The 13472-nt window shown below is 61.9% G+C and carries 11 protein-coding genes; 9 read left to right on the top strand and 2 right to left on the bottom strand.

Annotated features, from left to right (window positions below; genetic code table 11):
* Positions 1–260 precede the first annotated feature (260 nt).
* A complete protein-coding gene (locus NFJ07_RS05455; RefSeq protein ID WP_269993038.1) occupies positions 261–1328 on the bottom strand; it encodes a LacI family DNA-binding transcriptional regulator in 1068 nt (355 codons plus the stop codon).
* 121 nt (positions 1329–1449) lie between these two features.
* Here NFJ07_RS05455 and NFJ07_RS05450 point away from each other — a divergent pair, with 121 nt between their 5' ends.
* From NFJ07_RS05450 to NFJ07_RS05430, 5 genes are all read left to right on the top strand, one after another.
* Positions 1450–2760 carry an ABC transporter substrate-binding protein gene (locus NFJ07_RS05450; protein ID WP_269993036.1) on the top strand — a complete coding sequence of 437 codons (1311 nt, stop codon included), beginning with the start codon at positions 1450–1452 and terminating at the stop codon, positions 2758–2760.
* Positions 2761–2898: 138 nt separating this feature from the next.
* Positions 2899–3738, top strand: a complete 840-nt coding sequence (locus NFJ07_RS05445; protein WP_442865298.1) for a carbohydrate ABC transporter permease — start codon at positions 2899–2901, stop codon at positions 3736–3738.
* Entirely contained in the window at positions 3735–4631 is an 897-nt protein-coding gene (locus tag NFJ07_RS05440) for a carbohydrate ABC transporter permease (protein WP_269993033.1), read from the top strand. The genes NFJ07_RS05445 and NFJ07_RS05440 overlap by 4 nt, the downstream gene beginning before the upstream one ends.
* A gap of 57 nt (positions 4632–4688) precedes the next feature.
* Entirely contained in the window at positions 4689–5393 is a 705-nt protein-coding gene (locus NFJ07_RS05435; protein ID WP_269993032.1) for a ThuA domain-containing protein, read from the top strand.
* Positions 5378–6475: a Gfo/Idh/MocA family protein gene (locus NFJ07_RS05430; protein WP_269993030.1), complete on the top strand. Its 1098-nt coding sequence runs from the start codon at positions 5378–5380 to the stop codon at positions 6473–6475. Before NFJ07_RS05435 ends, NFJ07_RS05430 begins: the two co-directional genes overlap by 16 nt.
* Positions 6476–6601: 126 nt before the next feature.
* Here NFJ07_RS05430 and NFJ07_RS05425 read toward each other — a convergent pair whose 3' ends face one another.
* On the bottom strand, positions 6602–7585 hold the full coding sequence (locus NFJ07_RS05425) for an AraC family transcriptional regulator (protein WP_269993028.1): 984 nt from the start codon (positions 7583–7585) through the stop codon (positions 6602–6604).
* A gap of 296 nt (positions 7586–7881) precedes the next feature.
* Here NFJ07_RS05425 and NFJ07_RS05420 point away from each other — a divergent pair, with 296 nt between their 5' ends.
* The 4 genes from NFJ07_RS05420 (at position 7882) to NFJ07_RS05405 (ending at position 13456) form a co-directional block, all read left to right on the top strand.
* Positions 7882–8676 carry an SDR family oxidoreductase gene (locus tag NFJ07_RS05420; protein WP_269993027.1) on the top strand — a complete coding sequence of 265 codons (795 nt, stop codon included), beginning with the start codon at positions 7882–7884 and terminating at the stop codon, positions 8674–8676.
* A gap of 111 nt (positions 8677–8787) precedes the next feature.
* The gene (locus NFJ07_RS05415; RefSeq protein ID WP_269993026.1) at positions 8788–10029 is read left to right on the top strand and encodes a styrene monooxygenase/indole monooxygenase family protein; all 1242 of its coding nucleotides are present in this window, start codon (positions 8788–8790) and stop codon (positions 10027–10029) included.
* 49 nt (positions 10030–10078) lie between these two features.
* Positions 10079–11863 carry a flavin reductase gene (locus tag NFJ07_RS05410; protein WP_269993025.1) on the top strand — a complete coding sequence of 595 codons (1785 nt, stop codon included), beginning with the start codon at positions 10079–10081 and terminating at the stop codon, positions 11861–11863.
* A 15-nt stretch (positions 11864–11878) separates the two neighbouring features.
* The gene (locus NFJ07_RS05405) at positions 11879–13456 is read left to right on the top strand and encodes a phytoene desaturase family protein (protein WP_269993024.1); all 1578 of its coding nucleotides are present in this window, start codon (positions 11879–11881) and stop codon (positions 13454–13456) included.
* The last annotated feature ends 16 nt before the right edge of the window (positions 13457–13472 follow it).

Below are 13472 nucleotides of genomic sequence, written 5' to 3'. Positions count from 1 at the left end.
ACAGTCTGTGCACTCGAAACGGAGTCCATTCGGGCTGGCCCGGCAGCGGGAGTTGACCTGAGCGGGCCGTTCGATGCCAGCCGATCTCCACCCGTCCGTGCACGGCGATCGGTGGAATCTTGAGCCGGAAACACTCGCGTGCTTTCAGACGAAGCCCTGCGGCAGTGGCGATTGTTGAGGGCTTTGAGGTGGGGCGGTGAGGGAAGTTCGCCCACCTTTATTTCCACAGTCCAGGGATTGGCGGCGGCTAGGCCCGTCAGTTACGTGTCCGCCTGAGCCCGGGGGGCGCTGGTTGAGTCCCGTGTGATGAGCCGCGTTGCGAGCTCAATCCTGGGCCCCACTGTGTTTGCGTCGATGCCCTCTCTCTGATTCGTTAGGCGCAGGAGCATGCGAAAGGCGGTCGCTCCCATTTCCTGAATGGGCTGCCTGACAGTGGTCAGTTGTGGTCTCGCCCATGTTGCTTCGGGAACGTCGTCGAATCCGACGACGCTGACGTCCCCGGGGATGTTGAGCCCGAGGTAGCGCACGGCGTCGTAGACGCCGAGAGCCATCATGTCCGATGCTGCGAAGATGGCCGTAGGCCTGTCCTCGCGGTCCAGGATTTCGACGGCGAAATCGCGTGCCTCGTCGCGGTTCCAATCGGCGGCACCGATTAACCGAGGCTCGACTTGCAGGTCCGCGGCCGACAGGGCAGAGCGAAAACCGTCGAGGCGCGCTCGACTGTAGAGGTGATTCTTTACTCCGCCGATGAGGGCGAAGTGCTTGTGCCCGAGGCTTAGTAGGTGCTCGGCCGCAATCCGTCCACCTTCCCAGTTCGCCACGCCCACGCTTGCGGCATTACGCGGAGCGGGGCTCATCGGATCGATGAGGACGACGGGTATGCCAGCCGTATCGAGTGCACTCAGCTGTGTCGAGGTGGGATCGACCAGGACGACGATGGCTCCGGTTGACGGGCGGCGCAGGAGCCGGCTCACCCAGTCGCGGCCCGCGCGGGCGATCGTGAGGACCACGTCGCAGTCCGCGACCGCCGCGGCTTCTTCGACGCCGGTGAGGATGCTGTTGGCCCATGAGCCTTCGATGTTGCTCACGACAAGGTCGACGAGGCGAGGCGTGTTCCCGGGCGAGCGACCCACCGGGCGTGATCCCTTGGCCTTCGCGTAACCCATCTCCTGTGCGATCCGGACCACGCGCTCACGCGTTGCGAAGGACACGTCTGTCGCTCCGCGGAGAACCTTTGACACTGTCGGTGTGCTGAGGCCGGCCGCGGCTGCTACGTCGGCCAAGGTCGGGTTCTTGCCATCCGGTGCGGGACTGATATTTTTGCGCAAAAAAGTTTTCCTTTGATCTCCAAATGGCGATATGTATACTCTCTCTGCGCAAAAGGATATTTGAAAATTGCGCAACTTTTCAAATTTCGATGGCCCGGTGGCGGGTCGAGGAGGAAAGTCGATGGAGACTTCACGTTTTACTACATCGAGGCGGGGCTTCTTGGGCCTTGTCGGTACCAGCGCGGCCGTCGCCGCTCTTGCGGCTTGCTCGACTGGGGGTGGTGGCGGTGGGGCAAGCAGCAGCTTGAAGTTCTGGAACATGCCTTGGGGTACTCCCGCGTTCAACACGCTCGACAGCAAGATCACCCTTGGCTACAAGGCGGACTCGGGGCTTCCTGCGGCGACTTATCAGGCAATCCAGTGGGCGAACTTCAACCAGACTTTCTCGTCGGCCCTCGCATCGAAGACCGGGCCCGCCATCTCCTCGGGCGGCGGAACCCAGGCGTTCCAGTTCGCTAAGCAAGGCTTCATCGCCCCAGCGGACGGCCTCATCGAGAGCTGGAAATCCAACGGGATCTACGATGACTTCCTCCCCGGAGTCCTCGACACGATGAAGACCGACGCCGGATACGTCGCCGTTCCGTACAACCTTGACATGCGGGTGAACTGGTACAACAAGGAGCTACTCGAAAAGGCGGGCGCGAAGCCTCCCACCGACTGGCAGTCCTACCTCGACGCCGCGGCCGCTCTGAAGAAGATCGACGTGTACGGGTTCGCGGCCAACGGCAACGCTAGTGGCGGCAACGCCTTCCAGATGATCGTGGGCCTGATGATCAACAACGGTGGCGGCATCTTTGACGAGGAGCACAAGCCGAATTTGGTGACCGCCGCGAACATCGAAGCGCTCGAGTTCGTGCGCGAGAACATCAGCAAGGGCTACATGGACCCTGCCGCCATCAGCTACACGGCGACGAACGCGAACTCGCAGTGGAAGGCAGAGAAGTTCGGCATGGGCTTCGACGTCCCCAACCTCGCGGCCAACGTCGGCGGAGCCGCCGCGTCCCAGTTGGTCGTCAGCGATCCGCTCACTAGCGCCAGCGGCAAAAAGGGCGCCCTGTACTTCCCGAACAACATCATGATGTACAAGAACACCCCCAGCCAGAAGGGCTCAGAGGCGTTCATGACCTATTACTACCAGAACATGAAGGCCCTTTGGACCCAGAATACCGGCATCGGCCTCCCGGTACTGAAATCAATCGCGGCGACCCCGGAATTCCAGTCGGACCCAAACGCAGTCAAGATCGTCAAGATGTGGCAGCCCATCGCCAAGACCTGGGCAGCGCCCGGCGGAACCGCCCTTTTCTCGAACATTTCTTACGTCGACAGCACGCCTGCCATCTCCGACTTCGGCCAGAACGTTCTCTCAGGTAAGTCTTCGAAGGATGCCCTGACGACATTCCAGACGACGTTGACGTCGCTCATCAAGGACTGATCCATGACATCCACGAGCATCGCCGAGAGCGTCAAACGTGCACGCCGTGGGGTCGGGCCGGCCGGGGCGGGACGCCGGCCCGGTCCGGCGCCCGCTGGTCGGGCCAGGAAGCGGTTTACACCGCGGACCTGGACCCTCATGGCATTCGCAGCACCGTCCCTCATCCTCCTCCTGCTCCTCAACGTCTACCCGCTCGTGTATGCCTTGATTCAAGCGCTCCATGACGGCACCCTTCTCGAAACCGGGCCCTTCGTCGGATTGAAGAACTTCGGCGACGTACTCGCCCAGCCCTCGTTCTGGTCAGCGACGTCCTTCACCGTTGTCTTCACCGTCGTTGGTGTGTTCGGCTCGTGGCTCGTCGGACTCGCGATGAGCCTGCTGCTGCGCACCCATATCCCGGCCGGCGGACTGTTCAAGGTACTGCTTCTCCTGCCGTGGATAGTTCCCACGGTGGTCTCCGCGACGTCGTGGAACTGGCTGGTGGCAACACCCCAGAGCCCGCTTCCAGTGATCGCGGAGCATCTAGGCTTCGGAAACGTGCTCTTCCTGGCCGACCCGATGCTCGCGAAGGTCATCGTCTGCCTTTTCAAAGTGTGGATTTCGTTCCCGTTCATGATGATGATGATGTCGTCGGCTCTCGCCTCGGTTGACACGAACGTCTACGAGGCCGCGAAGGTCGACGGTGCCACAGGGTGGCAGTCGTTCCGGCTCATAACGCTCCCGCTGATTGCGCGCACGACGTTCGTGTCCTGGATTCTAATGACGATCTTCTGCGTGAACGACTTCCCAACGATCTTCCTGCTCACCGGCGGGGGCCCGGCACACGCGACGACGTCGCTGGTCCTCCTCGCCTACCTCACCGTCTTCCAGAACTTCCAGACCGGCCCCGGTGTCGCCATCGCGTTCCTGATGACGTTCGTCCTCGTGGTGATCTCGGTCGTTCTTTACCGCCAGATCCGAAAGGTCAACGTCGAATGATCACGACCAGTGCTCCCCGAGAAGAAGTCCGAACGGGACCCAGGGACAGGGCCGGGACTCCGTCCGACCGCCAGACCTCACAGGACATCCGTAAGAGAGGCAAGTGGCCACGCTTCGTCTTGATCCTGCTCATGACCGCGGTCGTCCTGGTCCCGATCGTCGCCGTCTTCGGACTGTCGCTGACACCGTCCCTCGGCTCGAACGCGGAAGGTCTCACCTTCGAGAACTTCGGGAACATCTTCACGCAGACGGCCGTCCTGACCTGGCTCGGCAACAGCCTTGTCATTACCGCCTTCACCGTCGTCGTCGCCGTCGCGGTCGCGGCTCCCGCCGGTTACGTTCTGTCCAGGGCCCGCAACCGGCTCGTGTCGGGATATTCGCTCATCCTGTTCGTCGTGCAGTCCCTGCCTGTCGTCACCTCGGCGATCCCGCTCTTCATCTTGTTCGCGAACCTCGGGTTGGTCGACAGCCTCTTTGGCGTCGTGATCATCTACGTCGGTGCCACGATGTCCGTCGCCATCTGGATGATGGCCGCATACTACGACTCCATCCCCATCGCTCTCGAAGAAGCCGCCTGGATAGACGGTGCCTCGATCTTCGGTTCGTTCACCCGCATCGTCCTCCGGAACTCACTGCCCGGAATCCTCTCAACCGCGATCTTCTCGTTTCTCCTGGCCTGGAACGACTACCTCATCGCCGTCGTGTTCCTCCGGTCCGACCCGAATTACACCCTTCCGGTCGGCCTGGAATCCTTCTTCCAGCAGAATGCCACCAACTGGGGGCTCGTCATGGCGGTCGCCGTCGTGATGATGCTCCCGCCGATCATCCTGTTCGCGTTCCTTAACAAGCACTTCTCAGTCGGCGGAATCGGCGGGTCGCTCTCTAGCCGCTAAGTGACCCCCGCAAGAACGCATTCACGAACCACGTCGCATGGCGGCAGCAAGGAAAACATGAGTACCCCCACGACCAAGACCGCACTTGTCGTCCGCGGCGGCTGGGACGGGCACCAACCCGTCGAGGCCACCAACCTCTTCATCCCGTTCCTCGAGACGCGCGGCTACACGGTGCGTGTGGAGGAATCACCCGCCGTCTATGCTGACAGCTCCTACATGCCCTCCGTCGACCTCATCGTCCAGTCGAACACGATGACCTCGATCGAGAAGGAAGAGTTTGAAGGCCTCCGATCCGCCGTCGACGCGGGAACGGGTCTCGCAGGCTGGCACGGCGGCATCGCCGACTCCTATCGCAACAACTCCGACTATCTGCAGTTGATCGGAGGCCAGTTCGCGGCGCATCCCGGCAAAGCTCCCGAAGAGCTCACCGGCGATCAGTCCGACAACTACCGCCCCCACACCATCAACATGACCGAAGCGGCAGCCTCGCACCCCATCACCGAAGGCATCGTCAACTTCGAGCTGACTACTGAGCAGTACTGGGTACTCCACGACAGCTACAACGACGTGCTCGCGACCACCACCCAAGCCGTCCGGCCCTGGGATCCGTGGAACCGCGAAATCACCTCACCCGCCATCTGGACCAGGCAGTGGGGCAAGGGCCGCATCTTCGTTTCTACGCCCGGTCACCATGTCGACATCCTTGAGAACCCGAACGTCAAAACCATCATCGAAAGGGGATTGCTGTGGGCGTCCCGCTAACCGTCGGAATCATCGGCGTCGGAAAGATCAGCGAACAGTACTTCGAAAGCCTCCCGAAGCTGCCCGGCCTCAAGCTCGTCGCTGTCGCAGACATCAACGAAGAACGTGCGCACGAGGTCGCGGCCGAGCAGGGCGTCGAAGCCCTGACGGTCGATGAGCTCCTCGCCGACGACCGAATCGACTCGATCATCAACCTGACCATCCCTGCCGCGCACGTCGAAGTCGGGACGCGGGCGCTCCGCGCCGGCAAGCACGTCTTTGCCGAGAAGCCCCTGGCGCTGTCCCCGGAAGAGGCCCTCCCCATGCTGGAGCTTGCTGACTCTTTGGGACTTCGAGTCGGGAGCGCGCCCGATACCGTCCTCGGCACCGGCGTCCAAACTGCCTTACAGCTACTCAACGAAGGTGCAATCGGCGCACCGATAGCGGCGCAAGTTCATTGGTCCGCACCCGGACACGAACGCTGGCACCCGTCACCACTCTTCTACTACCAACCCGGCGGCGGCCCGCTATTCGATATGGGTCCCTACTACCTGACCAGCCTCGTCATGTTCTTCGGCCCCGTCGTTCGAGTATCGGGAGTGTCCACTAGGTCCGACCGTGCGCGAACCGTCGAGACCGGGCCCCTGGCCGGCACACCGATCCCCGTGGACATCGACACCCACGTCAGCGCCCTCCTCGAGCACGCGAACGGGGTGACCACCACGATCACGGTCAGCTTCGAAGTCTGGGCCACCCGGACACCACTCTTCGAGATCTATGGCACCGATGGCACCATTGGCGTCCCCGACCCGAACAGATTCTCCGACCCTGTCGAACTGGCGACCCGCGAAGAACCGGAACGGCGTGAGGCGCCAACCTCTGCTGGCTACGAGGATGCCGGGCGAGGTTACGGCCTCGCAGATATGGCCAGAGCCATCGAGACAAACCGCCCACATCGGGCGTCCGGGCGGGTAGCCTTCCACATCCTCGAGGTCATGGATGCCATCGCACGTGCGAGTGGGGAGCGTCGGGTCATTGAAGTCGACAGCACGGTCGACAGGCCAGCCGTTGTGCCCTTTGGTGCGGCACCCGACACTTGGTAGGCGCAGGTCGCACACGGCGTCGCTCGTGTGGTCAGCCTCCTCGCAAATGATCAGGCGCAGAAGTCCGGAAGCCCGGCCTTCTGCGCCTGGGACCTTTAAGATGCACAACGACCCGCGCCCCTGGGGTTACCGCCGCAGACTTTCCGAGGGCAGTTCCCCGAATGTGTCCAGGTACAAGGCTGAGAAGCGTCCCTGGTGTGAGAATCCGCAGCGCTCGGCTATTGAAATGATGGTTTGCTGGCCCGGCTCCGACTCGAGAAGCATTTCGCGGGCGCGGTCCAGACGGACCCTTCGCAGCAGCTCCGTCGGTGTTGCCCCGGTCTCGGAGCGTAGGGCGAGTTGAAGGGTTCGGACTGAAACCCCAAGGTTTTCCGCTATGTCAGGGACGGCGAGGTCCTCTGATGCGTGATGTTCCAGGAGTTCCCTGAATCGCTGAATCAACCGGCTTTCAGCGTCCGGGTTGCGGTCCCCGCCTTCCGCTGGCGCGTCGTCCATTGCCAAGAGCAGCCGGGACAGCATGGTGTCCACCAGAAGCTTTTGGACAAAAACCGGAGCGGCGCCTGGGGTCTCGCTGATCATGTCATCGTGGAGTTCGACGACGGATCTTAGGAAGGCTCGCCCAGCAGCCGTGGCGAGGTTCATCGAATAGCCCAGGTCCATTGCTTTCGCAGCGGCCTCGCCATAGACCTGTTCGGCTACGGTAGCGAGCGCCAGGCGGCGCACGTAGACGATCAAATGCGGGGTTCCTTGATCCCATGCCATTGAAAAGGGGCGATCGACGGGCGGAACGGTCGCAACCCTCGGGCTGGAATCCACGGTGCTTGAGCCGACGTCCATGCGGGCGTGCCCAGCCAGTGGAATCTGGATCAGATGGAAGCTTTCCAATCCTTGGGGGTCGATCCGGACGTCGGCCCCGTAGTCCAAGTACTCGATTCCGACGTCGCCTCGGTGCAGGGAGCGCAGTTTCATGTCCACGGATGTTCCACGCGTGCGAGGAACGAGGTCATGGCCGCAGAACAGCTCGGCTATCTTTTGGTGGGCGTCATCGACGTCGGTCGTGGCGACCGTGGGGAGGCCCCTCAAGACGTCGCGCGGAAGAATCCTGACCATTGGCACCTGACTTCCCAGGGTTTCGCTTTTTGGATGGGCCCTGCGCCAAGTGGATATACCGGTTTTCAGGGTGTGAATAGAGTCATTTCTAGGACAAGTATGACGTACGTCATACAAAAGCAACAACGAATCCACCCTAGTGAGGTGAGCGGAAGTGAAGAACGTCAAGCTCGTGCATGAGCGGCGCGTGGAGTGGGAACGGACTCACCCCCGGCCAATCCCGAGGCCCTCCGCGAAGTAGCGACCGTCCGACCCAAGCAATCACCATCCACTGATTACCGATGAAAGGTTTGGCTATGTCCGGACTCTCAGGCAGGACCGCGATCGTTACCGGAGGCGTGACAAAGATCGGCCAAGGCGTTGTTACGGCCCTACGCGACGCGGGCGCCGCCGTCGTCGTCGCCGATATTGATGCCGCAGGAGGCGCCCAGCTTGATGCCCTGGGCCGCGGCATCCACTTTTCGCAGACCGACATCACCGATGATGGGGCGCTGTCCCGTCTCATGGACGAAACCGTCAAGCTGCATGGCAGCATCGACATCCTCGTCAACCTTGCCTGCACCTACAACGACGACGGTGCAGCATCCGGCCGGAGCGACTGGCTTGAGGCGCTTAACGTCAACCTGGTCAGTGCGGTGATGGCTGCCAGGGCCGCGCGTCCCCACCTGAAGGCCTCCCGGCGCGGAGCCATCGTTAACTTCACTTCCATCTCCAGTTCCATTGCCCAGACGGGGAGGTGGCTCTATCCCGCCAGCAAGGCGGCCCTTGTTCAGTTGACCAGGAGCATGGCGGTTGATTTCGCGGAGGACGGTATCCGGGTCAACTCGGTGAGTCCGGGGTGGGTCTGGAGCAACATCATGGATACCCTCAGCAACGGAAACATCGGCAAGACAGATTCTGTTGCCGCCCCGTTCCATGTTCTGAAGCGGGTTGGCCGGCCCGAGGAGATCGGAGACGTTGTCGCCTTCCTCGCGAGCGATCGGGCAAGTTTCGTCACCGGTGCTGACTGGGCGGTCGACGGCGGGTATTCCGCTCTGGGCCCGGAACGCGCCGAGGAAACCATACCCCTGCTCGCAGCTCAAGAGAGGTGAGTACAAGTGAAGAACGTCAAGATTGTTCACGAACCGCGCCAGGGCTGGCCGGCGACCGGACCCAAGTCATCCAGGCATGCCGAGAAAATCTAAGCACAAAGGGGCAACAACATGACACAACGCCACATCACCATTGTTGGAGCAGGGCAGTCAGGGCTGCAGCTGGGAATCGGATTGCTGGACGCCGGGTTGGCAGTAACCATGGTTTCCAACCGAACTCCCGAGGAAATCCGAGAGGGCAAGGTCTCCTCCAGCCAGTGCATTTTCCACGATGCCCTGGAACACGAACGAAGCCTCGCACTGGATTTCTGGCCGGACGCCCCCACTGTCGACGGGATCTCTTTCACCGTCCCTCATCCTGAAACGCCGGGAGAAAAGGCAATCAACTGGGCCTCCCGGCTGGACAACCCCGCCAAGTCGATTGACCAGCGAGTGAAATTCCCTCGATTCATGGAAGCCTTTGTTCAGCGCGGGGGAGACCTCCTATTTGAGGACGCAGGAGTCGAGGATCTCGAACGGTACGCCCAGGAATCTGATCTCGTCATTGTCGCTGCGGGCAAGGGCGAAATTGCGCAACTCTTCACGCGCGACGACCAGCGAAGCACCTATGACGCACCCCAGAGAGCACTTGCCTTGACGTACGTGAACGGCATGAAGCCCCGGGAGGAATATTCTGCCGTATCCTTCAACCTCATTCCCGGCGTCGGCGAATACTTTGCCTTCCCCGCGCTGACAACCACCGGACCTTGCGAAATCATGGTCTTCGAAGGCATTCCCGGTGGCCCGATGGACTGCTGGAAAGGCCTCACGCCCGAGGAACACTTGGAAACCTCCAAGAACATCCTCAAAACCTTCCTCCCATGGGAAGCAGACCGTGCCTCCGGCGTCGAACTCACTGATTCGAACGGTTTCCTGCAGGGACGGTTCCCGCCGACGGTCCGCCACCCCATCGCCACGCTGCCTAGCGGCAGGCAGGTGCTGGGCTTGGCAGATGTCGTGGTCCTCAACGATCCAATTACCGGCCAGGGATCCAACAACGCCAGCAAGTGCGCAGCTTCCTACCTGAAGAGCATCAAGGAACACGGCGACAGCGGCTTCGACGCTGCCTTTATGCAGGCCACCTTCGAAAGCTACTGGAATTACGCGAAGCACGTAGCCCAATGGACAAATGCCCTCCTGGCGCCACCCCCGCCGCATGTTCTGGAGCTTCTTGGCGCAGCGAACCAGTCAACGGAAATCGCCAACCGGTTCGTGAACGGATTCAACAATCCGCCGGACTTCCAGGAGTGGTTCATGTCCCCCGATAAGGCCGCCGCCTACTTGGCAAGCGTCGACGCCGCCAGAGTCTCCTAGCCGCCCCCTGGCAATTTACTGAACCACGTCGTTTGAAGGAAGCCTGGAAATGCGAAAGATTGCAATTATCGGTGCCGGTGAATCCGGCGCCCAGTTGGCCTTGGGCCTGCAACGGGAGGGGTACGCGATTACGCTCTTCTCGGATCGCTCAGCCACCCAAATCCGGACGGGCAAAGTTATGTCCAGTCAGTGCATGTTTGCCACCGCCCTCGCCGCGGAGGCCCAGCTAGGCCCGGCGCTAAGCGGCCTCTACGACAGCGGGGCGGTGCCTGCGATCAATGCCATACGCCTGCGGGTCGATGACAAGGGCTCCACGGATCCGATTGACTGGGAGGCCCCCCTGGATGCGCCGGCACGCTCGATCGACCAGCGGATCAAGAGTGCCGCCTGGATCGAGGCGTTCGTAGCCGCCGGCGGGGACTTTCGAATCGAGAAAGTCACGCCGCGCATGCTCGAGGAACTCGCACGCGACTACGATCTGGTCATCGTCAGCACCGGAAAGGGCGAGATCGGCCAGATTTTTCCAAAGGACAAGGCCAAGTCGCCCTTCGATCGTCCGCAGCGGGTCCTCGCACTCAACTACGTCACAGTCGGCAACCCGGGTGGGGAGCAGCCTGCGGCAGAAGAAGAGCCCGGCGCCGAAGAGCTGCCCGGGCAGCGTGGTGACAGCATCCGCATGTCCATGGTCCCCGGCGTCGGTGAATTCTTCACCTTTCCCGGGCTGACCGTCTCCGGCCCCTGCCAAATGATGGTCTTCGAAGGCGTGGTGGGCGGTCCCATGGACCGCTGGACAGACGTTCACACCCCAGAGGAGCAACTGCAGCGTTCGCTGGAAATCCTGGAGGAACACTTCCCGCACGAAGCGAAGAACTTCGCGGATGCAGTCCTTACGGACGAAGGTGCGACTCTCTTGGGACGCATCACCCCGACGGTGCGTTCGGCAGTGGGAGACTTGGGCAGCGGGGGACTGGTGTTCGGCCTCGGAGATGCGGTGCTGCTCAACGACCCACTCACGGGACAGGGCTCAAACAACGCCACTTTGGCTTCCCGATACTACCTGGAATCCATTATTCGCAGGGGGCAGGAGCCCTTCGACCGGAAATGGATGGAACGAACCTTCGACGAATTCTGGCGTGGCTGGGGACAATGGGCGGTCACCTGGACGAATGACATGCTCAAGCCACGCAGGGAACACCAGAGGGCGGCATTTGGCGATGCCTCGGCGCATCCTGCCTTGGCTTCAAGCATCGCGGCCGGATTTGATGATCCCCGAACCTTCTATCCATGGTGGTTCGACCCCGCGGCAGCGGCGGACTTCGTGGAGGCCCGGAAATCGGAAGATTCCGCCGCCTTTGACCTCAGGGACTTCAGGGGCGCGCTTGGACAGTTTGCCACCGGCGTCACGGTGGTCACCACCCTTGCGGCTGACGGACGAAAGGTGGGCATGACCGCCAACTCCTTCACCTCCGTCTCGATGGAACCCCCTCTGGTGCTGTGGTGCCCCAGCAAGCGGGCTCCAAGCCTCACCGACTTTGAGGAATCCACGCATTTCGCGATCAACATTCTTGCGAGCGACCAGCACGTGCTGTCCCGGCAATTCGCCACTCCCTCGATCGACAAATTCGAGGGAGCCGAGACATCGGAAGGAATTGCAGGAGTTCCCTTGCTGAATGGGGCGGTGGCCACGTTCCAGTGCAGGACCGTATCCCGGCACGACGCCGGCGACCATGTGATCTACGTGGGTGAGGTGGAGAAATACGAAAACCCGGGCGGGGCGCCCTTGGTCTTCCATGGCGGGAAGTACCACGCAACCGCCAGCCATCCGGACTTCTGAGAGGAGAGGCACGGCATGACCTCCAGCGAAATAGCGATCATCGGTTCAGGGATCAATTCCCTGGTGGCGGCAGCGGAGCTCGCGCTTGCGGGGAAGCAGGTGTGCCTGATCGAACGGCAGGACAGGCTGGGCGGCTTCATCCACTCTTCGGAGCGGACACTGCCAGGTTTTGTCCACGACACCTTCTCCTCTTGGCATCCCTTGTTCGTCTCGGGAGCCGCCTATCAGTCCTTGGGCCAGGAACTGCACGCCAGGGGGCTGGAATACTGCAACACCGACGACGCCGTAACAGCCAGCGTGGCTGCCGACCCCCGGACCGGCGCGCAGCGGGTTGTCATCGCCCACCGTGACCCGAGTGTCACTGCGGCGGGCCTCCATACCCCGGAGGATGAGGGCGCTTACCTCACGATGTTGGAAGACCTCGGCCGTAATGCCGGCACCGTTTTCGGTGCGTTCGGCGCTGAACTTCGATCCTTCAAGCAGGTCCTGAAAATCGCCTTCGGCGCCTTGAAGAGAGAGCGGTTCAAGGGCACCGAAGCTTTCGTCCGGGACTCCGTGATGAGCGGTCGCAACTACCTCAGGAGCCGGTTTGATGGGTGGGAGGCGGACCAGCTCTGGTCCCCCTGGCTGCTCCATGCCGGCCTTGGCCCGGACCAGGCAACCGGCGGCGTCATGTTGCCTGTTATGGCCATGAGCATGCACGGTCACGGCCTTCCCGTGGTCAAGGGGGGTGCCTCGAACTTTGTTGCCGCCTTTGAGTCCCTGCTGCGTGAAAAAGGCGTACGGATTCTGTTGGAGACAGATGTGGACGAAGTCCTCGTGGAAGCCGGCAAGGTTGTGGGCCTGAAGACTTCCAACGGCCCCATCGAGACGAGCACGGTCCTTGCCAACGTCTCTCCGCAAGCCCTGTACTCCCGACTACTGAGCCAAACACCGGATAGCACAGCCAAAGCTGCCGCGCGGTACCAGAACGGTCGTGGCGCGATGCAGATCCACCTCGCCCTGGACAAGCCCGTGCAATGGCTGGACGCCAGGCTGAACGTGGTGCCCCTCGTGCACGTGAGCAACGGCTCCGACAGTACAGGCATAGCGTGCGCCCAGGCCGAGGCAGGGTTGCTGCCGGCGGAGCCAACTGTAGTGGTTGGCCAGCAGTGCGTGCTTGACCCGTCGCGGGCTCCCCATGGCAAGGCGACGCTCTGGTTACAGCTGCAAGAAGTGCCCTTCGCGCCAACCGGGGATGCGGCAGGGGTGCTTTGCGTGGACGACGGTTGGTCCGCAGAGCTGAAGGAACAGTACATGGAACGGGTCCTGTCCAGGCTTGAACAGTTCGCGCCTGGAACGCGGGACTCTGTCCTGGCATGGGACATCCTGGCACCAACTGATCTGGCCTCCGAGAACCCCAACGCCGTCAAAGGGGACCCCTATGGGGGATCTGCGGAGCTGTTCCAGAATCTGCTGTGGCGTCCCTTCCCGGAGGCGGCGGGACACAGGAGCCCAATCAAGGGGCTATGGCACATAGGAGCTTCCACCCACCCCGGTCCGGGGCTTTCCGGCGGCTCGGGACACCTCGTAGCCCAAAGGCTGAACAAGTAATCAAACCCATAGGAGA

Source organism: Arthrobacter sp. B2a2-09, assembly GCF_027587375.1.
GTDB lineage: Bacteria > Actinomycetota > Actinomycetes > Actinomycetales > Micrococcaceae > Arthrobacter.
This window is presented reverse-complemented; position numbering and strand designations above follow the sequence as displayed.

Bases quoted from the DNA above. Each gene is read 5' to 3' on its own strand.
- NFJ07_RS05450 (WP_269993036.1), top strand. From the start codon at position 1,450: ATGGAGACTTCACGTTTTACTACATCGAGGCGGGGCTTCTTGGGCCTT.
- NFJ07_RS05445 (WP_442865298.1), top strand. From the start codon at position 2,899: ATGGCATTCGCAGCACCGTCCCTCATCCTCCTCCTGCTCCTCAACGTC.
- NFJ07_RS05440 (WP_269993033.1), top strand. From the start codon at position 3,735: ATGATCACGACCAGTGCTCCCCGAGAAGAAGTCCGAACGGGACCCAGG.
- NFJ07_RS05435 (WP_269993032.1), top strand. From the start codon at position 4,689: ATGAGTACCCCCACGACCAAGACCGCACTTGTCGTCCGCGGCGGCTGG.
- NFJ07_RS05425 (WP_269993028.1), bottom strand. From the start codon at position 7,585: ATGGTCAGGATTCTTCCGCGCGACGTCTTGAGGGGCCTCCCCACGGTC.
- NFJ07_RS05420 (WP_269993027.1), top strand. From the start codon at position 7,882: ATGTCCGGACTCTCAGGCAGGACCGCGATCGTTACCGGAGGCGTGACA.
- NFJ07_RS05415 (WP_269993026.1), top strand. From the start codon at position 8,788: ATGACACAACGCCACATCACCATTGTTGGAGCAGGGCAGTCAGGGCTG.
- NFJ07_RS05410 (WP_269993025.1), top strand. From the start codon at position 10,079: ATGCGAAAGATTGCAATTATCGGTGCCGGTGAATCCGGCGCCCAGTTG.
- NFJ07_RS05405 (WP_269993024.1), top strand. From the start codon at position 11,879: ATGACCTCCAGCGAAATAGCGATCATCGGTTCAGGGATCAATTCCCTG.